The following is a 22,235-nucleotide window of genomic DNA, read 5'->3' as shown; positions in this document are numbered from 1 at the left end:
GCCCCGACCGGCCGCGCCCACCCGCGCGTCGCCGGGGACCGTCGTCACTTCACGCCTGCGGCGTCCATCCCGCGCAGCTCCTTCTTCAGGTCGGCCACCTCGTCGCGGATCCGCGCCGCCAGCTCGAACTGCAACTCGCGGGCGGCGGCCAACATCTGGTCGTTGAGCTCCTGGATGAGCTGGGCGAGGTCGGCACGGGCCATCCCCTCCCGCGAGGGAGTGGAGGCGCCGGCCCGACTCCGGCTGCGCGTCTCCTTGACGGGCGCCTTACCCCGGGAGAGCTGGCGCACCGCGCCGCCGACCCGGGAGTTCTCGGTGTCCTCCGCCTCGCGGTAGATGTCGTCCAGGATGTCGTGGATCTTCTTGCGCAGCGGCTCCGGGCTGATGCCGTTCGCCTCGTTGTGCGCGATCTGCTTGGCCCGACGCCTGTCGGTCTCGTCGATCGCCGCCGCCATCGACGGGGTGATCTTGTCGGCGTACATGTGCACCTGCCCGGACACGTTACGAGCGGCCCGCCCGATGGTCTGGATCAGCGAACGGCCGCTGCGCAGGAAGCCCTCCTTGTCGGCGTCGAGGATCGCCACCAGCGACACCTCGGGCAGGTCCAGACCCTCGCGGAGCAGGTTGATGCCGACCAGCACGTCGTACTCGCCCTTGCGCAGCTCGCGCAGCAGCTCCACCCGGCGCAGCGTGTCCACCTCCGAGTGCAGGTAGCGCACCCGGATGCCGTTCTCGAGCAGGTAGTCCGACAGGTCCTCGGCCATCTTCTTGGTCAGCGTGGTGACCAGGACCCGCTCGTCCTTCTCGGTGCGCAGCTTGATCTCGTGCATGAGGTCGTCGATCTGCCCCTTGGTCGGCTTGATGACGACCTCCGGGTCGATCAGGCCGGTGGGTCGGATGACCTGCTCGACGAACTCCCCCTGGGACTGCTCCAGCTCCCACGGGCCGGGGGTCGCGGAGAGGTAGACCATCTGGCCCACCCGCTCCAGGAACTCGTCGAAGCGCAGCGGCCGGTTGTCGGCGGCGCTGGGCAGCCGGAAGCCGTGGTCGATGAGCATCCGCTTCCGGGAGGCGTCACCCTCGTACATGCTGCCGATCTGCGGAATCGTCACGTGCGACTCGTCGACCACGGTGAGGAAGTCGTCGGGGAAGTAGTCGAGCAGGCAGTGCGGCGGGCTGCCGGGCAGCCGCCCGTCCATGTGCATCGAGTAGTTCTCGATGCCGGAGCAGAAGCCGACCTGCCGCATCATCTCGATGTCGTAGGTGGTGCGCATCCGCAGTCGCTGCGCCTCCAGCAGCTTGCCCTGCCGTTCCAGCTCGGCCAGCCGCTCGGCCAGCTCCGCCTCGATGTCGCGGATCGCCCGCTCCATCCGCTCCGGGCCCGCCGCGTAGTGCGTCGCCGGGAAGATCACCAGCTGGTCGACCTCGCGGACCACGTCACCGGTGAGCGGGTTGAGGTAGTAGAGCTTCTCCACCTCGTCGCCGAACAACTCGATGCGGACCGCCAGCTCCTCGTACGCCGGAATGATCTCCAGGGTGTCGCCCCGGACCCGGAACGTGCCCCGCTGGAAGGCCATGTCGTTGCGGGTGTACTGGATGTCGACCAACCGGCGCAGCAACTGGTCGCGGTCGAGCTCCTGGCCGACCCCGACCCGGACCGCCCGGTCCAGGTACTCCTCCGGGGTGCCCAGACCGTAGATCGCCGAGACGGTCGCCACCACGATCACGTCGCGGCGGGTGAGCAGCGACATCGTCGCCGAGTGCCGCAGCCGCTCGACCTCCTCGTTGATCGAGGAGTCCTTCTCGATGTAGGTGTCGGTCTGCGGAATGTACGCCTCGGGCTGGTAGTAGTCGTAGTACGAGACGAAGTATTCGACAGCGTTGTGCGGCAGCAGCTCGCTGAACTCCTTGGCCAGCTGCGCGCAGAGCGTCTTGTTGGGGGCGAGCACCAGGGTCGGGCGCTGCAACCGCTCGATCAGCCACGCCGTCGTGGCGCTCTTGCCGGTGCCTGTCGCGCCGAGCAGCACCGTGTTACGGTCGCCACGCCGCACACGTCGCTCAAGATCGTCGATGGCGGCCGGTTGGTCACCGGCCGGCTGGAACTCACTGACGACCTGGAAGCGGCTGTCCAGCCGGGGAATGTCGAGCGCCATGACCTCAACGGTACGCCGGAGGTCCGACAGGATCGGCCGTCACGCCGGGTACGTGATCAGCTTCAATATTCCCATTGTGTGGCACATGTCACCGGCGCTAGGCTCTCGACGTAGGCCGCTCGCGGCGGCCGACCGGGCCGGTGGCCGGGCCGTCATCTCGGCCGGTCGCCCCCGGCACTGCGGGTCGCAGCACCCGGCACGTCCGGCGTGCGCACCTGTGTGGTCGCGCTCGAGGCGCAGACCGGCCGCCGCGAGCGCCCCTGCTCGTCACCCCGTCGCGCTCCACCCGTTTCACATCCGTGGACACCTCTGCGCACCCGGCAACCGACACCGACTCCGGGGACGCGCCCCGGTCCGACGGCCCGACGCCACCCGCCCGCCGGCGGCGCACGGTGCTGCTGCTGCTCGGCCTGACCGCGGCGATGTCCGCGACGGCGCTGGTGATCGGTCTGCTGAGCTGGGCTCCCGACCCACCCGAGCCGGCCCGGCCGCTCACCCTCGCCGAGGGCGAGCGACTGGCCGCGATGCGGGTCACCAACCTGCGGGACCTGCGCGCCGGGGTCCGTGTCACGGCCGGCACCGGCGCCGCGCGCACCGAACTGGTCGGCTGGGTGGACTGGTCGCGGTCCCTGCTCTACCTGGACGTGGGCGGGCCGGGCGCGGGCGCCGAGCGGGGCCTGTTGCAGCGCGTCGGCCCGGCACTGGTGATCCGGCCGGACCCGGCGGCGGTGCCCACCCCCGCCGCGCCGCCCCTGGTGCCTCCCGCCGACCGCTGGCGGCAGCACCGCCTGACGCCCGGCACGGGCCTGGCGCCGGTGCTCGACCTACTACTCGGCCTCTGCGCCGACCGGCCCGACCCGTCGCCGACGGTGGGCCGCTGGGTTGCCCGGGACACCGTCGCCGGCGGTCCGGTGGACGTCCTCGCCGCCCCACTGCCCGCCGCGACACTGCCCGCCGCGACACCGGCCAGCCCGGCCGCGCCCGACGACGGGCAGCCCCGCTACTGGCTCGACGGGGACGCCCGGCTGCACAAGCTGGTGACCCGGCTGCCCGGAGTCGGCCCGGTCACGGTGACCCTCAACCGCGCGGACCGCCCGACGCTGCGCCCGGTGGACGCGCTCGGCGGCCGGCCCGGGCTGCCCCGCGCGCTCACCGACGCCGAGCGGCGCCGACTGGACCGGCTACCCGCCCGGCTGCGGGCCCAGGGCGGTGGCGCCACGGCGACCCTTACCGCGCCGGTGGGCACCGACACCAACCTGCGGGGCGCCGGCTGGTTGAGCTGGACCACGCGCACCGCCTACCTGGCGGTCGCCGACCTCGGCGTACCCGACCGGCGGACCCTGCTCTGGCGGGACGCCGCGACGCAGGCCCGCGCGGACGTGCCCGCCACGGCCGGTGGCGGCGGCACCGCCGAGACGCCCGGCCGGCCACCCATGCCACCGCCCGCCGGCGCCTGGCGCTTCGACCGCACCGGCACGGACGACCTGAGCGTCCTGGCCGGGGCCGCGCTCGCCGCCGGCACGGACGTGCGGCGCGGTCCGGCCCAACGGGTACGCGAGGACGTCGCCGACGGGCGGACCGTGGACGTCATCGAGCTGGGCACCGGCCCCGGCCGGCTGCGCTACTGGATCGACCGCGACGGCTCACTGCGCCGGCTGGAACTGCACACCAGCGCCGGCATGTGGGCACAACTGGACCTCAGCCCCGGCGTCATGCCCCGGCTGGCCCCGGCGCCCCGGCCACCGGCCACGAACCGCCCGGCCGCCCGGCCGCGCTGACCCGCGCCGCGCCGTCGCGACCCTCAGGGCCGCCAACCGGTCTGCACGGCCCACTGCTCGGCGCGCAGGTACTCCTCGTCGAACCACGGGTCGCGCGCCGTACCGGACCCGCCGGCGTCCGGCGCGGCGTCGACCAGCTCCCGCTTGAGCAGCAGGTACGCGGACCGCCGGTCAGGGTCGGCCCGCAGGTGGTCGCGCATCAGCAACGCGTGCCGCCAGCCCGGCGAGTCGACCTGGCGCACGTGCAGGCGCACCAGGCGGCAGGGGTCGGCGCTGCCGTGCAGCCGCTTCTCCCAACGGCCGCCGGCCGGCCGCGGGTCGTCCCACCACTGGCCCGGCACCCGGGGAAACCCGGCGTTCGCCAACCGGTCGGTGAACACCCCGTCGGCGTCGGCGAGGTCGGTCAGCGCCACCTGCACGTCGATGACGTCCTCCGCGGCGACGCCGGGCACCGCCGTCGGACCGACGTGGTCGATCCGGAGTTCGGCCGGCGCGAGCGCGTGCCGGATCCGCGCGGCCAGCCGGGCGAACTGCTCGGGCCACGTCGGGTCGGCCACCGCCCCGTCGACCCGGGCCGGCGGCACCACCCGGCGCGACCGCAGGTTGCGCTCGTAGGGCAGCAGACGCCGCTCCCACAGCTCGTCGACGGCGGTGTGCAGCGCCGTCAGGGACGCTTCGTTCGTCAGCACCACGTCCGCCGCCGCGCGGCGGCGGTCGTCGTCGGCCTGTGCGGCGATCCGCCGCTCGGCGTCCGCCCGGTCCATCCCCCGGGTGCGCACCAGCCGGTCCAGTCGCGTCGACACGGCCGCCTGCACCACGACCACCAGGTGGTACGTGGGCGCGAGTCCGACCTCCACGAGCAGCGGCACGTCGTTGACGACTACCGCGTCGGGTGGTGCCGCGGCCGTCAGCTCGGCGGTACGGGCCCGCACCCGAGGATGGGTGATGGCCTCCAGCCGACGGCGGGCCGCCTCGTCGGCGAACACCACGGCGCCCAGCGCGGCCCGGTCCAACGCGCCGTCGGCGTCCAGCACCCGGTCGGAGAAGGCGGCCACGATCTCGGCCAGGCCCGGGCTGCCCGGTGCGACGACCTCGCGGGCGATCTGGTCGGCGTCGATGAGCACCGCGCCCCGCTCGACGAGCCGCGCGGCCACCGCGCTCTTGCCCGATCCGATTCCACCGGTCAACCCCACCCTCAGCACCTGACCAGTCAACCGGATCACCGTGCCCGCCGCCAAACCCGGCACCGCGCCGGCCGCGCGTCGCGCCCGGTCCGGTGTGCGCAGCACGGCCGGGTCCAAACGGCGAAGGCCCCGCCCCCGGCGATCCGAAGATCGCGGGGACGGGGCCTGTCGTCGTTCAGCGGGTCACTTACCGCCGGCGAGCTTCTCCCGCAGTGCGGCGAGCGCCTCGTCGGTGGCCAGCGTGCCGGCCGGCTCCTCGGCCTGCCGGCTCGGGGCCGGGCTGGACGAGGAGGTGGTGCCCCCAGCGGCGGCCGGGACGGCCGGAGTCGGGTTGGCAGCGGCCTCGGCGTCGGCGGCCCGAGAGGTCTGCACCTGCTTGGTGTGGGCCTCCCAACGCTGACGGGCCTCGGCGTACTGGTTCTCCCAGGTCTCGCGCTGCTTGTCGTACCCCTCGAGCCACTCGCCCGTCTCCGGGTCGAAGCCCTCCGGGTAGATGTAGTTGCCCTCGGCGTCGTACGTCGCGGCCATGCCGTAGAGGGTCGGGTCGAAGTGCTCCTCGCCCTCGACGAAGCCCTCGTTGGCCTGCTTGAGCGACAGCGAGATCCGGCGACGCTCCAGGTCGATGTCGATGACCTTGACCATGACCTCGGAGCCGACCTGGACGACCTGCTCCGGGATCTCCACGTGGCGCTCGGCCAGCTCGGAGATGTGGACCAGGCCCTCGATGCCGTCGTCCACCCGGACGAACGCGCCGAACGGAACCAGCTTGGTGACCTTACCGGGCACGATCTGCTGGATCGCGTGGGTGCGGGCGAACTGACGCCACGGGTCCTCCTGCGTCGCCTTCAGCGACAGGGAGACGCGCTCGCGGTCCAGGTCGACGTCCAGGACCTCGACCTCGACCTCCTGGCCCACCTCGACGACCTCGGACGGGTGGTCGATGTGCTTCCAGGACAGCTCGGAGACGTGCACCAGACCGTCGACGCCGCCGAGGTCCACGAAGGCGCCGAAGTTGACGATCGAGGACACGACGCCCTTGCGGACCTGGCCCTTCTGCAGCTTGTTGAGGAACTCGGTGCGCACCTCGGACTGCGTCTGCTCCAGCCAGGCCCGGCGGGACAGGACCACGTTGTTGCGGTTCTTGTCCAGCTCGATGATCTTGGCCTCGAGCTCCCGCCCGACGTACGGCTGCAGGTCGCGCACGCGCCGCATCTCGACCAGGGACGCGGGCAGGAAGCCGCGCAGCCCGATGTCGAGGATGAGGCCACCCTTGACCACCTCGATGACCGAACCGCGGACGACGCCGTCCTCGTCCTTGATCTTCTCGATCGTGCCCCAGGCCCGCTCGTACTGCGCCCGCTTCTTGGAGAGGATCAGACGACCCTCCTTGTCCTCCTTCTGGAGGACCAGGGCCTCGATGTGGTCGCCAACAGTCACAACCTCGGCGGGGTCCACGTCGTGCTTGATCGACAACTCCCGAGAGGGGATGACACCCTCGGTCTTGTAGCCGATGTCGAGCAGGACCTCGTCCCGATCGACCTTGACGACGGTGCCTTCGACAATGTCGCCGTCGTTGAAGTACTTGATGGTCTCGTCGATCGCGGCGAGGAAAGCCTCCTCGGAACCGAGATCGTCGTGGGTGACCCGGGTGGCGCTCGAGGGGGCCTCGATGCTGCTCGTCATGTGGGCGGTTGCTCCGGTCGGTGGGTTGTCACAGCAGGCTGGTGTCGCAGTGACCTGTTCGCGCCAGCGGATCCGTCGCCGGGCACACCGAACGATCGCCTAGTGAGATCATGATGTGGCTCCGTCGACCGCGCACCTGCTCCCTGCCGAGACACACGATCCGCGAGCGCATCGTCTAGCCTACCGTGCGCATTACCACAGCGTGCAAGCCCTCCCGGCTTCTCTGGGTGCGACGACCTGCGAAAGCCGAACAATCGCCCGGAAACCGCCCCTGCTGTCTCGTGCGTCACACCCGCCCCGACAGCCACCGCCGGAGCGGGTCGGCGGGTCGGGTCGGCCCAGCGGGCCGCTCGGCCCCGAGGGGGCCTAGCGTGGGCGGGTGGATGACGACAGCCGGGTGACCCGGCGCCGGGTGGGTGACGCCGAGGCCCGGCGCGCCAACCGCGGCTGGTGGGACGCCGACGCCGACGACTACCAGGCCGAGCACGGCGGGTTCCTCGGCGACGTGGACTTCGTCTGGTGCCCGGAGGGCCTGCGGGAGGCCGACGCCCGGCTGCTCGGCGACGTGTCGGGGCGACGGGTGCTGGAGGTGGGCTGCGGCGCCGCGGCCGCCGCCCGCTGGCTCGCCACCCAGGGCGCCCGGCCGGTCGCCTTCGACCTGTCCGCCGGCATGTTGCGGCACGCCGCCGAGGCCGCCGACCGCACCGGGGTACGCGTACCGCTGGCGCAGGCCGACGCGCTCGCCATGCCGTTCGCCGACCTGTCGTTCGACCTCGCGTGCACCGCGTTCGGCGCGATCCCGTTCGTGGACGACTCGGCGGCGCTGCACGCCGAGGTGCACCGGGTGCTGCGCCCGGGCGGCAGGTGGGTGTTCTCGGTGACCCACCCGATGCGGTGGATCTTCCTCGACGACCCGGGCGAGGGCGGCCTGACGGCCGTGCACTCGTACTTCGACCGCTCCCCCTACGTCGAGCAGGACGAGGCGGGCGTCGCCACCTACGTCGAGCAGCACCGCACCCTCGGCGACCGGATCCGCGAACTTGTCGGCGCGGGGTTCCGGCTGGTGGACCTGGTGGAGCCCGAGTGGCCGCAGGGGCACGACGGGATCTGGGGGCAGTGGAGCCCGCTGCGGGGGCGACTCTTCCCCGGTACCGCCGTCTTCGTCACCGAGAAGCCGCTCGAGTGAGCGCGGCGCACCCGTTGTCCGGCCTGCGTTCCATCGATCGCCGGTAGGCTCGTCCCCATGAGCGCCGAGCCCATCCCGACATCACCTGGCCCCTGGTGTCCGGATCCGATGCGGCAGCAGCGTGCCGACTACACGCTGGAGGACCTGCTCGCCCTGCCGGACGACGCCCCCCGCGTCGAACTCGTCGACGGAGTTGTCCAGGTGACACCCTCCCCCACCCTGGGCCATCAGGACATTTGCAGCCTGCTGTGGCTGTGGCTGCGCTCGCACGCCCCGGCGGACCTCCGTGCCGCGCAGGCCGTCGGCGTCGCGCTCAGCCGAAACACGAGCCGCCAGCCGGACGTGCTGCTCTGCCACGCCGAGATCCCGTCCCACCGGTCCACACTGCGGCCGACCGACGTCGTGCTCGCCGTGGAGATCGTCTCGCCCGGCACGCGACGAATCGACCGGTTCGCGAAGCCCGGTGAGTACGCCGCCGCCGGCATCCCCTACTACTGGAGGATCGAGCAGGACCCGGTGCACGTGTACGCGTACCGGATCGGCGACCGGGTGGGGCCGGGCGGTGAGCGACAGTACGAGCTGGTCACCGACGGCGCCGACGTGATCGAGCTGACCGAGCCGTTCGACATGAAACTGCCGATCGCCGAGATCAGGCCGTAGCCGTTTCGCCCCGGCGGGGTCGGGTAGCCGGGGCGCATGGCCGAACAGAGGTTCCGCAAGGGCGACCACGTCTCCTGGTCGGCCCACGGAAGCCGCGCGTACGGCGTGGTGCAGGGCACGATCACCGAACGGACCCGGATTCGTGGGCGGGCGGTGAACGCCTCCCCGGACGACCCGCAGTACCGGGTCCGCAGCGACGGAACGGGCCGCGACGTGGCCCACCGACCCGAGGCGCTGCGCCATGAGCAGAGCTGACGACGGCCGGGACACCTACCGGGAGTTCACCGAGGCGGTGAACATGAAGCCCCGCGAGTTGTCCACCTGGCTGGAGACCGACGAGTCGAAGCAGGTCGGCTGGCACAAGGGCGGCCGCTCCGGCGGCGGCGAGTCCGTCGGGCACGAGTCCGGTCGGAAGATCATCGACCTGTTGCGCCGCAAGCGCGCCGACCTGTCCGAGGGCGACTACAAGCACATGCGCAAGGTGGTCGGCTACGTCCGCCGGCACATGGCCCAACGCCCCTCCGGCGACGTCCGCGACACCAAGTGGCGCTGGTCCCTCATGAACTGGGGCCACGACCCGATGAAGTAACCCACCACCGAGCGCCTCCAGATCAAGCGCTCACGGCGGTGGACGCGACCAGCATGACCTGGTCAGGGTTTCCGGGGCAGCCCGACCCGGCGCAGGGATCAAGCCTGACCGCCCGGAGCGGGTCGGGCTGCCCCGGAAACCCCCACCACAACCACAAGATCAGTGATCGGCGCTGTTCCAGTCCCGGCCCTCGCCGACCGACACCGACAACGGCACCGACAGCGGGTACGCCCCACCCATCTCCCGCCGGACCAGCGCCTCCAACGCCTCCCGCTCACCGGGGGCGACCTCGAAGACCAACTCGTCGTGCACCTGCAGCAGCATCCGCGAGCGCAGCCCGGCTTCGCCCAGCGCGGTGTCGACGTGCAGCATCGCCACCTTGATGATGTCTGCCGCCGAGCCCTGGATGGGGGCGTTGAGCGCCATCCGTTCGGCGATGTCGCGACGCTGCCGGTTGTCGCTGACCAGGTCGGGCAGGTAGCGGCGGCGGCCCAGGATGGTCGACGTGTAGCCGTCCTGGCGGGCTCGGGCAACCACCTGGTGCAGGTAGTCGCGCACTCCGCCGAAGCCGGCGAAGTAGTTTTCCATCAGCCCGCGTGCCTCTTCGGTGCTGATGCCGAGTTGCTGGGACAGGCCGAACGCGCTCAGCCCGTACGCCAGGCCGTAGTTCATCGCCTTGATCTTGCGACGCTGGTCGGGGGTGACCTCGTCGACGGGCACCCCGAACACCGACGACGCGGTGGCGGCGTGGAAGTCGGCTCCGGAGTTGAACGCGTCGATCAGGGCGTCGTCCGAGGAGAGGTGCGCCATGATGCGCATCTCGATCTGGCTGTAGTCGGCGGTGAGCAGGCACTCGTAGCCCTCGCCGACCACGAACGCGCGGCGGATCCGCCGGCCCTCCTCGGTGCGGATCGGGATGTTCTGCAGGTTGGGTTCGGTGGAGGAGAGCCGCCCGGTGGCCGCCACCGTCTGGTTGAACGTGGTGTGGATGCGGCCGTCGTCGGACACCGACTTGAGCAGGCCGTCCACTGTCGACTTGAGCTTGGCGACGTCGCGGTGACGCAGCAGGTGGGCCAGCACCGGGTGCGGCTGCTGCGCGTAGAGCCACTGCAACGCGTCCGCGTCGGTCGTGTAACCGGTCTTGATCTTTTTGGTCTTCGGCAGGCCCAGCTCGGTGAAGAGGATCTCCTGCAACTGCTTGGGCGAACCCAGGTTGAACTCCCGGCCCACCGCCTCGTACGCGCCCTGCGCGGCGGCCTTCACCTCGGCCGCGAAGTGCGCCTCCAGCTCGGAGAGGTAGTCCGTGTCGGCGGCGATGCCGGTGCGCTCCATGCCGGCCAGCACCCGCATCAGGGGCAGCTCCACACCCGCCATCAGCCGGGCGGACTGCTCGCCGTCGCGGGACAGCTCGGCGTCGATCGCGTCGGCCAGATCCAGTGTCGCGCGGGCCTGGAGCATCAGGTTCTGCTCGACGACACCCTCGTCACCCAGCCCGTCGAGGGTCAGCTGGCCGGACTCCGGAACGTCGACGCGCAGCTCCCGGTGCAGGTAGCGCAGCGCCAGGTCGGTCAGGTCGTAGGACCGCTGGTCCGGTCGGGCCAGGTACGCGGCGATCTGGGTGTCGCGCTGGATCCCCGCCAGCTCCCAGCCGTGCGCGGCGCACGCCAGCACGGCTGGTTTGCTGTCGTGCAGCACCTTGGGTCGTTGCGCGTCGGCCAGCCAGGCGGCCAGGGCGCTCTCGTCCGTCGGGTCGAGCCCCACCGGGTCGACCCAGGCCGCCGCCCCCCCGGCGGTGGCAAGCGCCAGGCCGGTGATCGAGGCGGTGTGCCGGCGGTTGGGGCCGGTGTCGAGCTTGACCGCCAACCCGACGGGCGTACCCGCCGGAGCATGGTCGGCCAGCCAGGCGGCGAGCGCGCCCGGCTCGGTGAGCACGGCGCCGGTGAGGTCGAACCCGGACTCGGCCTCCGGCTCGACGGACTCCAGGTACTGGTAGAGGCGGTCGCGCAGGATGCGGAACTCCAGGGTGTCGAAGACCTGGTGCACCGCCTCGCGGTCCCAACCGGTCCACCTGGTGTCCTCCGGGCGCAACGGCAGCTCCAGGTCGGACACCAGGCAGTTGATCTCGTAGTTGCGGATCACGTCCGCGAGGCGTTCGCGCAGGCTGTCGCCGGCCTTGCCCTTGATCTCGTCGGCGCGGGCGATCACGCCCTCCAACCCGCCGTACGTGGTGATCCACTTGGCCGCGGTCTTCGGGCCCACGCCCGGGATGCCGGGCAGGTTGTCACTTGTCTCGCCGACGAGCGCGGCCAGGTCGCGGTACTGCTGCGGCGGAACGCCGTACTTCGCCTCGATCGCCGCCGGGTCCATCCGGGCCAGGTCGGAGACGCCCTTGCGCGGGTACAGCACGGTCACCTGGTCGTCGACCAGCTGGAACGCGTCCCGGTCACCACTGCTGATCAGCACCGTCATGCCCTGGTCGCGGGCCTGGCAGGCGAGCGTGGCGATCACGTCGTCGGCCTCGAAGCCCTCCTTCTCGACCACCGGGATCTGCAGCGCGGCCAGGACCTCCTTGACGAGGCTGACCTGGCCCTTGAAGTCGTTGGGGGTCTCGCTGCGGCCGGCCTTGTACTCCGCGTACTTCTCGGTGCGGAAGGAGCGGCGGGAGACGTCGAACGCCACGACGATGTGGGTGGGCTGCTCGTCGCGCAGCACGTTGATCAGCATCGAGGTGAAGCCGTACACCGCGTTTGTCGGCTGACCCGTCGTGGTGGAGAAGTTTTCCACGGGTAGGGCGAAGAAGGCCCGGTATGCCATGGAATGTCCGTCGACGAGGAGCAGGCGCGGCGTCGTAGCTGTCACGGCAGCGACTCTAGTCCGTCGCACCGACATCTCCCGGCGGCGGCACCGCGCGCGCCGGGGCCGGAACGGACAGCCCGGTCGAAACGGCGGCGGCCGGCCACCCCGAGGGATGACCGGCCGCCGCACGTACAGCTCAGGCGACGCCGAGGTACGCCTCCTTGACCGCCGGGTCGTGCAGGAGTTCCTGGCCGGTGCCCTCCTTGACGATCCGGCCGGTCTCCAACACGTACCCCCGGTGGGCCCGGGACAGCGCCTGCTGGGCGTTCTGCTCCACCAGCAGGATCGTGGTGCCCTGCTCGTTGATCCGCGTGATGATCTCGAAGATCTGCTGGATCAGCTTCGGCGCCAACCCCATCGACGGCTCGTCGAGCAGCAGCAGCTTCGGACGGGTCATCAGCGCCCGACCCACCGCCAGCATCTGCTGCTCACCGCCGGAGAGCGTGCCGCCGGCCTGCTTGCGGCGCTCCTGCAACCGCGGGAACAGGTCGAACACCATCGCCAGGTCCTTGGTGATGCCGGCCTTGTCCTTGCGGGTGTAGGCCCCCATCTCCAGGTTCTCCAGCACGGTCATGCCGGGGAAGACACCGCGCCCCTCGGGCGACTGCCCGATGCCCCGGATCACCCGCAGGTCGGCGCGCAGCCGACTGACGTCGGCGCCCTCGAACTTGATGCTGCCCCCGGAGATGGCGTGCAGCCCCGAGATCGCCTTCATGGTCGTGGTCTTGCCCGCGCCGTTCGCGCCGATCAGCGCCACGATCTCGCCCTGCTCCACGTGCAGGCTGATGCCGTGCAGCGCCTCGATCCGGCCGTAGAGCAGTTTCAGGTTGTCGATCTCAAGCAGCATCCTCGACACCTCCCAGGTACGCCGCGATCACCTTCGGGTCGTCGCGCACCTCGGCCGGCGACCCCTCGGCGATCTTCTGGCCGAACTCCAGCACCACGAGCCGGTCCACCACGCCCATGACCAGTCGCATGTCGTGCTCGATCAGCAGGACGGTGACGCCCGAGTCGCGGATCTTGCGGATCAGCTGGAGCAGCGCCACCTTCTCGGCCGGGTTGAAGCCGGCGGCCGGCTCGTCGAGGCAGAGCAGCTGCGGGTCGGTGGCCAGCGCCCGAGCGATCTCCAGTCGGCGCTGGTCACCGTACGACAGGTTACGCGCCAGGTCACCGGCGCGGCCGTCGATGCCCACGAAGTCCAGCAGCGCGCGTGCCTTCTCCTTGCCCTGCCGCTCCTCGCGCCAGTGCCGCGGCAACCGCAGCAGGGCGCTCGGGACGCTGGTCTTGTGGTTGGCGTCCGCGCCGACCTGCACGTTCTCCAGGGCCGTCATCTCCGGGAAGAGACGGATGTTCTGGAAGGTACGCGCGATGCCCAGCTTGGTGATCTGGAACCGCTTGCGGCCGCTGACCTTCTCGCCCCGGAACCGGATCTGCCCGGTCGTCGGGGTGTAGACGCCGGTCATGGCGTTGAAGCAGGTGGTCTTGCCCGCGCCGTTCGGGCCGATCAGCCCGAGGATCTCCCCCTCGTAGAGGGTGAAGTTGACGTCGTTGAGGGCCACCACGCCGCCGAACCGCAGCGTGACGTGGTCGACCTCCAGCAGCGGCTTGCGACCGTCGGCCGACGGCGTCGGCTCGCTGACCGCCTCGTCCGGCGCCGACGAGGTCTCCGGCGGGCTACCCGCCGTCGTCCGCGCGTCGATCGCCATGTCGCGCTCGCTGGTGACGTCGCGCTCGCTACCCATCCGTGGCTCACTCAACGACAGCCACCTCCTTCTGCCGGTCCTTGAGCTCGGCGGCCCGCCGCCGGTTCGGCCAGAGACCCTGCGGCCGGAAGATCATCACGATGATCAGCAGAATCCCGAAGATGAAGTAGCGCAACGACGTCGGGCTCACGTCGAAGTCGTTGCCGAAGACGGTGGCCGTCTCCGGCAGACCGAACACGTCACCCACCGACCGCAGCCACTCCGGAATGTAGATGACCAGGAAGCCGCCGAGGATCGCGCCGCCGATGCTGCCGGCACCGCCGAGCAGCACCGCCGCCAACACCAGAATCGAATTCTCCAACGAGAACGTCGAGGAGTTGACGAAGTTGGCCTGACCGGCCCACAGCGTGCCGGACAGACCACCGACCGCCGCGCCGATCGCGAACGCCCACAGCTTGAACCGGAACGTCGGAACGCCCATCAGCTCTGCCGCGTCCTCGTCCTCACGGATCGCGACCCACGCCCGACCCACCCGGCTGTTGGCCAGGTTACGGATCAGGAAGACGGCGCCGATGATCACGGTGAGCAGCAGCCAGTAGTACGGCTTGAACTCGAACTGGAAGATGGCCGTTCCGTCCGGGTACTTGCCCGGCGGGTGCGCCACCTGCGGGATACCGCGGTCACCGTTGAGGATCCAGTCCTGGTTCTTCGCGATGATCCGGATCATCTCGGCGAAGCCGAGCGTCACGATCGCCAGGTAGTCACCGCGCAGCCGCAGGGTCGGAGCGCCCAGCAGCACACCTGACAACAACGCCAGGGCGATCGCGATGGGCACCGTGACCAACCACGGCCACGGGCTCTCCAGCCAGTTGTACTCGGTGATGAGCTTGCTCTCCGGCGACGTCAACAACGCCACCGTGTACGCCCCGACCGCGAAGAAGCCGAAGAACCCCAGGTCCAGCAGACCGGCGTACCCCACCACCACGTTGAGGCCGAGCGACAGCAGCACGATCCACGCGCAGTAGAACAGCACGGCCGCCATGTCGTTGCGCGTGGTGTACAGCGGGATCCACAGACCAGGGATGTTCAGGTACTCGTAGAACCACTTGTTCGGCAGGACGTACATGAAGGCGATGAAGGCCAGCAACCCGGTGATCCGGGCGGACTTCGGCAGCCCGTCGACCCGCCGACCGATGGCACTCGAAGCGGAGTGCCAGCGCTCTCGCAGAGCGGTCATGCCCGCGCCCTCCCCAACGACTCGCCCAGCAGACCGGTCGGCCGGAACATCAGCAGGACGATCAGCACGACGAACGCGATGAGGTCCCGCCACTGCGAGCCGAACAGCGCCGACCCGTAGTTCTCGACCAGACCCAGCAGAACGCCGCCGATCGCCGCGCCCCGCAGGTTGCCGATACCGCCCAGCACCGCTGCGGAGAACGCCTTGAGCCCGAGCAGGAAGCCGATGTTGTACCTGGTGTTGCCGCTCTTCATGTCACTGAAGACGGCGGCCACACCGGCCATCAGACCACCCAGGACGAAGACCAGCGCGATCACGCGGCTCTTGTTGACACCCATCAGCGCGGCGGTGTTGGAGTCCTGCGCGACAGCGCGGATGCCCTTGCCGAAGCGGGTGCGGTTAACGAACCAGTCGAGCCCGACCATCATGACGATGGCCACGCTCAGCGTCAGCATCTGCACCGGCGTGACGCTCCAGCCGCCGATGCTGAACAACGTGTCAGCGGGCAGCAGCGCCGGCGCGCCGACCTGGCGACGCTGGGTCAGCGTCCCCATCAGCTCCATCAGGGCGTACGACGCGCCGATCGCCGTGATCAGGAAGGCCAGCGGCGGCGCGTTGCGCCGCCGTAGCGGACGGTAGGCGGTAACCTCGATCAGGAGCGCGACACTGCCGGACAGCAGCGCCGCCGCCACGATCGCCAGTGCGATCAGCAGCAGGGCGCGACCCACCGAGGGTGCCCCGCTGTTGCTATCGAGCCCGAAGGCTGCCCAGGTCCAGATGGCACCGAACGTGCCGATCATGAAGACCTCGGAGTGCGCGAAGTTGATGAGGCGCAGTACGCCGTAGACGAGGGTGTAGCCGAGGGCGATGAGCGCGTAGATCGCACCCTGCACCAACCCGGTTGTGGTCAGTTCCGGGAAGCCCCGGACGAGTTCTGCAAAGTCCACCGATGCTCCGAAGGGTGTTGCGTTGAGCCGATGCGGCCGGGGTTACGCACCCCGACCGCATCGAAACAACTCTGTTCGTCACGCCCTCAAACCTGTGACCCCGACGGGATCAGGCCTTCGGGATCTCCACGTCCGGAGCCCACGCACCGGCGGTCGCCTTGAAGGCCCACACCTTGACCTGCGCCGGGTCCAGCTCGCCGTTGGCCTCCCACTTGTAGGTCACGCCGGAGGCGGAACCAGCCTTGTTGTAGGAGGAGAGGAAGGCCTGGATGTCGGTGCGGGTGGTCTTGCCGGCCTTGATCGCCTCGAGGTAGATGTTGGCCAGGTCGAACGCCACGTCCGCGTACACGCCCGGGTCCACGTTGTACTTGGCCTTGAAGTCGGTCACGAAGGTGCCCTTGGCCGCGGTCGCCGGGCCACACGGGCAGGTCGCGATGGTGCCCTCGACGTCCTTCTGACCAGCCACCGACAGCATGTTGGCGTCGTTGATGCCGTCGCCACCGATGAACGTGCCGGTCCAGCCAGCGGCGCGCAGCTGCTTGAGGAACGGCGCCGCCTCCTCGGTGTAGCCCGCGTAGAACAGCACGGTCGCGCCGCTGGTCTTCACCTTGGAGATCTGCGCGCCGAACTCCTGCGCGTTGTCGACGACCTTGTCGGTGCCGATGACCAGCGGGCCGAGGCCCTTCTTGGCCTCGTCGGCCAGACCCGCGCCGTACGCCGACTGGTCGTCGATGACGAACGCCTTCTGCGCCTTGAGCACGTTCTTGATGTAGCTGGCGATCGCCGGGCCCTGGGAGAAGTCGTTGCCGACGCCCCGGTGGAAGACCTTCCAGCCCTTCTCGGACAGGCTCGGCCGCGTGGCCGACGGGCTGATGCTCGGCAGGGTCGCGGTGTCGAAGATCGGCAGCGCGACCTCGCTCTCACCGGAGAACGCCGGGCCAACCATGCCGACGATCTTCGTGTCCGCCACGGCGCTGGTCGCCAGACCACCGGCCAGGTCGGCCTTGCCCTGCGAGTCGAACGCCTGAACGGTGACCTTGCAGTCCGCGTTCGCCGCGTTGTACTTCTCCACGGCCAGGTCGGCACCCTGCTTCATCGGGGTGACCAGGCCGGCGTCGGCGCCCGAGAGCGCCCCGAAGAAACCGATCTTGAGGTCGCACGCCTTGCTGGCGGAACCACCCGACGTGCCCTCGTCCTTCTTACATGCGCTGGCGCCGCCGGCAACGAGCGCCACGATGGCGACGCTGCCGAGGACGCGCACGAAGTTTTGCCTCAAGGCTGGAACCCTCCTCCGTCCAGAAGCCCGATGTCGTCTGGCAGAGCGCCTCGACGCCAACGGACCGGACCGTTCACCCGGTCTGGGGCGGGACGTTATCCCAGAAGCACTACTCACCGTAAGGTGTCGTAGGCGGCATTGACTCAACCGTTACCAGACGCGGAGAACCTCGCGTTTAGATGTCACATCGGCGGCTGTCGACAACCCGTCAGACGGCCCCGGAAGGCGCGAACCACACCCTCGCCGCGACTCCGTCATCGACTGTGACCACCACCCGGCCAGCCAGCACCGCGACCGCCGCCGCCGTGTCCCCACCAGCGGAAACGTCACTCGGAAGCACCACCGGCAGCCACGACTCGGCACCCGCCGCGGACCGCCACAGCCGATGCCCACCGGCCGCCACCGTCATCGCCACAAGCCCGTCCGCACCGCCGGCCGCCGACTCCACACCGGCCACCGCACCCGTGCCCGTGGCACCGAAACGACCCGCCGCCCGCCAGGTGGCGGCACCCGTGGCCCCACCCGCGGGCTCGCTCACCCACGCCTGGAACGCGCCGCCGCGCACCCCCACCGCGTACATGGTCGACCCGATCCGCACGAGACGCTGCACGATCTCGTCGTCCCCGGTCGCCGGCAACGCCACACGTGTCCACGACCGGCCGTCGCCGGAGAACCAGACGAACGGATCACGATCGGCCCGACCCGCGGGCCGCCCCCCACCGCCGACCAGCCAGCCGTCCGGCACCGCCACCGCGTCCGTGGCGAGCGTCGTCAGACCCGCGTCGCTGGCCAGCGCCGCGGCGCGGTCGACCAGTTGGAAGTCGGCAGCGTCCGGGGAGAGCCACACCGCGGCGCCACCCGTGCGCGCGCCCGCGATCAACCAACCGCCGGCACCACCGGCGATACGGCTCGCGCTCACCGCCTCCGGCCCGCCGTACACCTCGAACTCGGCAGGCACCTCGGTCAGACCGCCGTCCGGGTCCTGCCGCCACGTCCGCACCCGCGGATTGCCGTGCGCGCCGCCCGCCCGGGCCCCGATGACCGCGACCCGGCCCTCATGACAGCCGGCGGCATAGAGGATCGCCCGCTCACCGTAGTAACTGATCGGACGCAACGGCAGCGGCGTCCACGTGCGACCGTCCGGACTGCCCCACGCGGCCGGGCGGGTCGCGCCGTCGGGCCCACCCACCGCGCCGACCACGTACCACCGACCCGCGCAGGCCGTCACGTCGCGGACGATGAGCCGACCCGCGGAACCCGGCGGAACCGGCAGATCGGTGGCCTCCCACCGCGGCCGGACCGGCTCCGGCAGACCCTCGTCCCGGCCGGCCCGACAGCCGGCGAGCAGCGCGGCCACCACCCCGAACACCGCGATCACACGCCGGACCGACACGCATGTGATGCTATCGATCCGGCCGGCCGGACGCGGCCCCCGCCGCGACGGTCAGACCGTCGGCTGCTGCGCCATCTCGCCACCGGCGGTCTCGGCCAGGATCCGCTCGGCGACCTCCTTCATGGTCATCCGGTGGTCCATCGCCGTGCGCTGGATCCACTTGAACGCCTGCGGCTCGGTCATCCCGTACGTCGTCATCAGCGCGCCCTTGGCGCGCTCCACCGTCTTGCGGATCTCCAGCCGGTCGGTCAGGCTCGCGACCTCGGCCTCCAGGGCCGCGACCTCCGAGTAGCGCGACAACGCGATCTCCACAGCCGGGACCAGGTCACTCTTCTGGAAGGGCTTCACCAGGTACGCCATCGCGCCCGCGGCACGCGCCCGCTCCACCAGGTCACGCTGGCTGAACGCGGTCAGGATGATCACCGGTGCGATCCGCGCGCCGGCGATCCGCTCGGCGGCGGCCAGCCCGTCCATGATCGGCATCTTGATGTCGAGGATGACCAGGTCGGGCTTCAGTTCCTCGGCGAGGCGGACTGCGGTCTCGCCGTCGCCGGCCTCCCCCACCACCTCGTAACCCTCTTCGACGAGCATCTCGGCGAGGTCCAGCCGGATCAGCGCCTCGTCCTCGGCGATCAGCACGCGCCTGCGCTCGGCATCCGTCGGCATCTCAGCCACCAGCCCAACCCCCACCAGTTCGAACGCGTCACCCGCCCAGCCGGGTGTCACCGCCCTCAGCGTAGTGGGTATCCTGTCAGTGCTGAATCAGGGAAGCGCCCTCGTAGCCCAACTGGCAGCAGGCAATGGTCTCAAACTCCATACAGTGTGGGTTCGAATCCCACCGAGGGCACCAAAAATTGTCGTACGGGTGTTCGAGAATTTTCTCGTGCACCCACCCGAGATACGTGCCCGTGCGCGACAGCTCTTCCTCGCTGGTGGCACGGTTGCCGACACCGCTCGTGCGGTCAGCCTGCCCTATCGGACTGTCTGGCACTGGTGCAACGACCGACCAGAGACGAAGTTCCAGGGCACGCAACACCGGTGTTTTCGCTGCCGTGACGGTGTCGACAGTCCGACAGACCCGAAGGCCTACGCCTATCTGCTCGGCCTTTACCTGGGCGATGGCCACCTGGTGACGACTGCGCGCGTGCCGGTGTTGCGCATCTACTGCTCCAACGCATGGCCAGGGCTGATCGAGGCGTGCGACATGGCCATGCGGGCCGTACTCGCGTCGAAGGTGCAACGGGTCCAAAAACAGGGTTGCGTCGGGGTGCAGAGCTACGGCATGCACTGGCCGTGCCTGTTCCCGCAGCACGGCCCCGGCAAGAAGCACGATCGGCCCATCGTCCTGACCGACTGGCAGCGACCGATTCTCCAGAGCCACCCCGGCGACTTCCTGCGCGGCCTGTTCCACTCCGACGGCTGCCGGGTCGCCAACCGCGTGACCGTGCGCGGCAAGGCGTACGTCTATCCGCGATACATGTTCGTCAACGAGTCGACCGACATCATGGGGCTGTGCCAGTGGGGCCTCGACCTGCTGGGTATCGCCTGGCGGATGAACCGGCGCAACTCGCTCTCGGTGGCGCGGCGAGGCGCGGTCGCCGCGCTGGACCGGCACGTCGGCCCGAAGTCCTGACCGTCGCCGCCACGCGTCGTGCCGGTCGTGGGAGCCTGGCTGACGCGCGGGCGGATGGCCGGTGGCGGGGTCGACAACAGGGGTGGTAACTGATGCGGGTGGTCATCTTCGGTGCGACCGGCATGGTCGGCCAGGGAGTGTTGCGGGAGTGCCTGCTCGCCGAGGACGTGCGGGAGGTGCTGACGGTCGGTCGCCGGCCGACCGGTCGGCAGGACCCGAAGCTGCGCGAGCTAACGGTCGCCGACGTCGGTGAGTTGGATGCGGTGCGCGCCGAGTTGACAGGCGTGGACGCGTGCTTCTACTGCCTGGGTGCGTCCTCGTTGGGTCTGGACGAGGCCGCGTACACCCGGATCAGCTACGACTACCCGCTCGCCGCCGCGCGGTTGTTGGCGGAGGTGAGTCCGCAGGTCACGTTCATCTACGTCTCGGGCCAGGGGACCGATTCGTCGGGGCAGGGCCGCGTGATGTGGGCGCGGGTCAAGGGTCGTGCCGAGAACGCGATCATCGACCTGCTGCCCAACGGGTACGCGGCGCGGCCGGGATTCATCCAGCCGACGTACGGGGCGGTGTCGAAGACCCGGTGGTATCGCACCGGCTACGCGGTCACGCGTCCGTTGTTCCCGGTGCTGAGGCGACTCTTCCCCAACCAGGTCACCACCACCGACGGGATCGGTCGGGCGATGCTGCGGGTGGCCCGGGAGGGCTCACCGACCCGGGTGCTGGGAAACCGCGAGCTGCGCTGATCAGGCGATCGTGTCGAGGGCGTGGGCGAGGTCGGCGCGCAGGTCCTCGGGGTCTTCGAGGCCGACCGAGAGGCGCAGCAGGGCGGCGGCGGGTTTCGCGTCGCCGTCGACCGGCCGGTGGGTGAGTGACGCCGGGTGCTGGATGAGGGTGTCGACGCCGCCGAGGGACACCGCGTGGGTGATCAGGCGGCAGGCGCCGGCGACGGCGGCCGCGGCGGGTGCGCCGCCGCGTACCTCGAAGGCGAGCAGGCTGCCGGGGCCGGCCATCTGCCGGCCGACGAGCGCCGCCGGGTCGTGCACCGAGGGGTGGTGCACCCGGTGTACGGCCGGATGGTCGGCGAGCCAGCCGGCCAGCTTCTCGGCGCTGGCCTGCTGGGCGCGGACCCGCAGCGGCAGGGTCTGCAGGCCGCGGTGCAGGAGGTACCCGCCGAGGGGGTGCAGGATCGCGCCGGTGACCGCGCGGACCTGGCGCAGTCGGGTGGCCCAGTCGGCGCCGCAGGCGACGGCGCCGGCGAGGACGTCGCCGTGACCGCCGATGCTCTTGGTGGCGCTGTGCAGGACGAGGGCGGCGCCGTGCCTGGCGGGTTGTTGCAGGACGGGGGTGGCGACGGTGTTGTCGACGAGCAGCGGGACGTCGCCGGCGGCGGTGGCGAGGGCGGCGATGTCGACGAGGTCGAGGGTCGGGTTGGCGGGTGTCTCGACGATGACCAGCGCGGTGTCGGGGCGGATGGCGTCGGCGACCTGGTCGGGGTTGGCCCAGGTGACTGTGGTGCCGAGCAGGCCGGTCGCGAGGACGTGGTCGGTGCCGCCGTACAGGGGTCGGACGGCGACGATGTGACGGTGGCCGTCGCGGGTGGCCGCCAGCAGGGTGGCGGTGAGGGCGGCCATGCCGCTGGCGAAGGCGACGGCCTGCTCGGTGCCCTCCAGGTCGGCCAGCGCGGTTTCGAAGCGGGCGACCGTCGGGTTCCAGAGCCGTTGGTAGACGGCGCTGCCGTCGGCGGGGAGGGTGCCGCCGGTGGCCAGCTGCTCGTAGGCGTCGCCGCCGCCGTCGACCGACGGCAGGGGGTTGGTGGTGGAGAAGTCGATCGGTGGCACGTGCACGCCGAGGGCGCGCAGGTCGTCGCGGCCGGCGTGTACGGCTCTGGTGTCCACCGTCGTCGTCATGCGCGTAGCGTCGAACATCTACCGGCTCAGGGGCAATGGTTTGGCAGATC

18 protein-coding genes, 1 tRNA gene and 1 pseudogene are annotated in these 22,235 nt (G+C 70.6%); 8 read left to right on the top strand and 12 right to left on the bottom strand.

The features are described 5' to 3' along the window. Positions 1-44: 44 nt before the first annotated feature. Positions 45-2,153: an excinuclease ABC subunit UvrB gene (gene uvrB / locus ACZ6N8_RS10565; protein WP_466009084.1), complete on the bottom strand. Its 2,109-nt coding sequence runs from the start codon at positions 2,151-2,153 to the stop codon at positions 45-47. Between the two features lie 299 nt (positions 2,154-2,452). On the opposite strand from uvrB, the gene ACZ6N8_RS10560 reads away from it, so the two are divergent. Continuing rightward, positions 2,453-3,931, top strand: a complete 1,479-nt coding sequence (locus ACZ6N8_RS10560; protein WP_466009083.1) for a hypothetical protein — start codon at positions 2,453-2,455, stop codon at positions 3,929-3,931. 23 nt (positions 3,932-3,954) lie between these two features. Here the strand turns inward: ACZ6N8_RS10560 and coaE are convergent, their stop codons facing one another. Together coaE and rpsA are read right to left on the bottom strand one after the other, a co-directional pair. Further along, the gene (gene coaE, locus ACZ6N8_RS10555; RefSeq protein WP_466009184.1) at positions 3,955-5,133 is read right to left on the bottom strand and encodes a dephospho-CoA kinase; all 1,179 of its coding nucleotides are present in this window, start codon (positions 5,131-5,133) and stop codon (positions 3,955-3,957) included. Between the two features lie 165 nt (positions 5,134-5,298). Next, positions 5,299-6,798: a 30S ribosomal protein S1 gene (gene rpsA / locus ACZ6N8_RS10550; protein WP_139586953.1), complete on the bottom strand. Its 1,500-nt coding sequence runs from the start codon at positions 6,796-6,798 to the stop codon at positions 5,299-5,301. Between the two features lie 379 nt (positions 6,799-7,177). Here rpsA and ACZ6N8_RS10545 point away from each other — a divergent pair, with 379 nt between their 5' ends. The 4 genes and pseudogenes from ACZ6N8_RS10545 to ACZ6N8_RS10530 form a co-directional block, all read left to right on the top strand. Continuing rightward, the gene (locus ACZ6N8_RS10545) at positions 7,178-7,984 is read left to right on the top strand and encodes a class I SAM-dependent methyltransferase (RefSeq protein WP_466009082.1); all 807 of its coding nucleotides are present in this window, start codon (positions 7,178-7,180) and stop codon (positions 7,982-7,984) included. 57 nt (positions 7,985-8,041) lie between these two features. Continuing rightward, positions 8,042-8,644 (top strand): Uma2 family endonuclease, encoded by a 603-nt coding sequence (locus tag ACZ6N8_RS10540; RefSeq protein ID WP_466009080.1) that lies wholly within the window; start codon positions 8,042-8,044, stop codon positions 8,642-8,644. 36 nt (positions 8,645-8,680) lie between these two features. After that, positions 8,681-8,899, top strand: coding sequence for a hypervirulence associated TUDOR domain-containing protein (locus tag ACZ6N8_RS10535; RefSeq protein WP_466009078.1), 219 nt, complete (start codon positions 8,681-8,683; stop codon positions 8,897-8,899). Further along, a pseudogene (locus tag ACZ6N8_RS10530) lies at positions 8,886-9,230 on the top strand (DUF3140 domain-containing protein); the annotation flags it as partial. The gene ACZ6N8_RS10535 and the pseudogene ACZ6N8_RS10530, both read left to right, overlap by 14 nt. 162 nt (positions 9,231-9,392) lie before the next feature. Here the strand turns inward: ACZ6N8_RS10530 and polA are convergent. The 8 genes from polA to ACZ6N8_RS10490 all read right to left on the bottom strand — a co-directional run bounded on the left by polA (position 9,393) and on the right by ACZ6N8_RS10490 (position 19,320). Next, on the bottom strand, positions 9,393-12,092 hold the full coding sequence (gene polA, locus ACZ6N8_RS10525; protein ID WP_466009076.1) for a DNA polymerase I: 2,700 nt from the start codon (positions 12,090-12,092) through the stop codon (positions 9,393-9,395). A 133-nt stretch (positions 12,093-12,225) separates the two neighbouring features. Continuing rightward, positions 12,226-12,936, bottom strand: a complete 711-nt coding sequence (locus ACZ6N8_RS10520) for an ABC transporter ATP-binding protein (RefSeq protein WP_466009075.1) — start codon at positions 12,934-12,936, stop codon at positions 12,226-12,228. After that, entirely contained in the window at positions 12,926-13,831 is a 906-nt protein-coding gene (locus tag ACZ6N8_RS10515; protein WP_466009073.1) for an ABC transporter ATP-binding protein, read from the bottom strand. Before ACZ6N8_RS10515 ends, ACZ6N8_RS10520 begins: the two co-directional genes overlap by 11 nt. A gap of 7 nt (positions 13,832-13,838) precedes the next feature. Next, complete coding sequence (locus ACZ6N8_RS10510) at positions 13,839-15,029, bottom strand: branched-chain amino acid ABC transporter permease (RefSeq protein WP_466009071.1); 1,191 nt, start codon at positions 15,027-15,029, stop codon at positions 13,839-13,841. Further along, entirely contained in the window at positions 15,026-15,976 is a 951-nt protein-coding gene (locus ACZ6N8_RS10505; protein WP_364362684.1) for a branched-chain amino acid ABC transporter permease, read from the bottom strand. Before ACZ6N8_RS10505 ends, ACZ6N8_RS10510 begins: the two co-directional genes overlap by 4 nt. Before the next feature lie 109 nt (positions 15,977-16,085). Continuing rightward, positions 16,086-17,252, bottom strand: a complete 1,167-nt coding sequence (locus tag ACZ6N8_RS10500; protein WP_364362683.1) for a branched-chain amino acid ABC transporter substrate-binding protein — start codon at positions 17,250-17,252, stop codon at positions 16,086-16,088. A 208-nt stretch (positions 17,253-17,460) separates the two neighbouring features. Continuing rightward, positions 17,461-18,645 carry a hypothetical protein gene (locus tag ACZ6N8_RS10495; RefSeq protein WP_466009069.1) on the bottom strand — a complete coding sequence of 395 codons (1,185 nt, stop codon included), beginning with the start codon at positions 18,643-18,645 and terminating at the stop codon, positions 17,461-17,463. A gap of 51 nt (positions 18,646-18,696) precedes the next feature. Beyond that, positions 18,697-19,320 carry an ANTAR domain-containing response regulator gene (locus tag ACZ6N8_RS10490; RefSeq protein ID WP_466009182.1) on the bottom strand — a complete coding sequence of 208 codons (624 nt, stop codon included), beginning with the start codon at positions 19,318-19,320 and terminating at the stop codon, positions 18,697-18,699. A 97-nt stretch (positions 19,321-19,417) separates the two neighbouring features. On the opposite strand from ACZ6N8_RS10490, the gene ACZ6N8_RS10485 reads away from it, so the two are divergent. The 3 genes from ACZ6N8_RS10485 (at position 19,418) to ACZ6N8_RS10475 (ending at position 21,021) form a co-directional block, all read left to right on the top strand. Next, positions 19,418-19,495 (top strand) — tRNA-Leu (locus ACZ6N8_RS10485). A 15-nt stretch (positions 19,496-19,510) separates the two neighbouring features. Further along, on the top strand, positions 19,511-20,278 hold the full coding sequence (locus ACZ6N8_RS10480) for a transcriptional regulator (protein WP_466009067.1): 768 nt from the start codon (positions 19,511-19,513) through the stop codon (positions 20,276-20,278). 92 nt (positions 20,279-20,370) lie between these two features. Then, entirely contained in the window at positions 20,371-21,021 is a 651-nt protein-coding gene (locus ACZ6N8_RS10475) for an NAD-dependent epimerase/dehydratase family protein (protein WP_400313159.1), read from the top strand. Here ACZ6N8_RS10475 and ACZ6N8_RS10470 read toward each other — a convergent pair whose 3' ends face one another. Further along, the gene (locus tag ACZ6N8_RS10470; RefSeq protein WP_466009065.1) at positions 21,022-22,203 is read right to left on the bottom strand and encodes a trans-sulfuration enzyme family protein; all 1,182 of its coding nucleotides are present in this window, start codon (positions 22,201-22,203) and stop codon (positions 21,022-21,024) included. It abuts the gene before it with no gap. Between the last annotated feature and the right edge of the window lie 32 nt (positions 22,204-22,235).

This window comes from Micromonospora sp. NPDC047521, from assembly GCF_055587305.1.
The sequence above is the reverse complement of the archived record's forward strand: the minus strand, read 5'-3'. Positions and strand labels throughout refer to the sequence as shown.

Coding starts and splice junctions, on each gene's coding strand:
- uvrB (WP_466009084.1), bottom strand. CDS start 2,153: ATGGCGCTCGACATTCCCCGGCTGGACAGCCGCTTCCAGGTCGTCAGT.
- rpsA (WP_139586953.1), bottom strand. CDS start 6,798: ATGACGAGCAGCATCGAGGCCCCCTCGAGCGCCACCCGGGTCACCCAC.
- ACZ6N8_RS10540 (WP_466009080.1), top strand. CDS start 8,042: ATGAGCGCCGAGCCCATCCCGACATCACCTGGCCCCTGGTGTCCGGAT.
- ACZ6N8_RS10535 (WP_466009078.1), top strand. CDS start 8,681: ATGGCCGAACAGAGGTTCCGCAAGGGCGACCACGTCTCCTGGTCGGCC.
- ACZ6N8_RS10520 (WP_466009075.1), bottom strand. CDS start 12,936: ATGCTGCTTGAGATCGACAACCTGAAACTGCTCTACGGCCGGATCGAG.
- ACZ6N8_RS10515 (WP_466009073.1), bottom strand. CDS start 13,831: ATGGGTAGCGAGCGCGACGTCACCAGCGAGCGCGACATGGCGATCGAC.
- ACZ6N8_RS10510 (WP_466009071.1), bottom strand. CDS start 15,029: ATGACCGCTCTGCGAGAGCGCTGGCACTCCGCTTCGAGTGCCATCGGT.
- ACZ6N8_RS10475 (WP_400313159.1), top strand. CDS start 20,371: ATGCGGGTGGTCATCTTCGGTGCGACCGGCATGGTCGGCCAGGGAGTG.
- ACZ6N8_RS10470 (WP_466009065.1), bottom strand. CDS start 22,203: ATGTTCGACGCTACGCGCATGACGACGACGGTGGACACCAGAGCCGTA.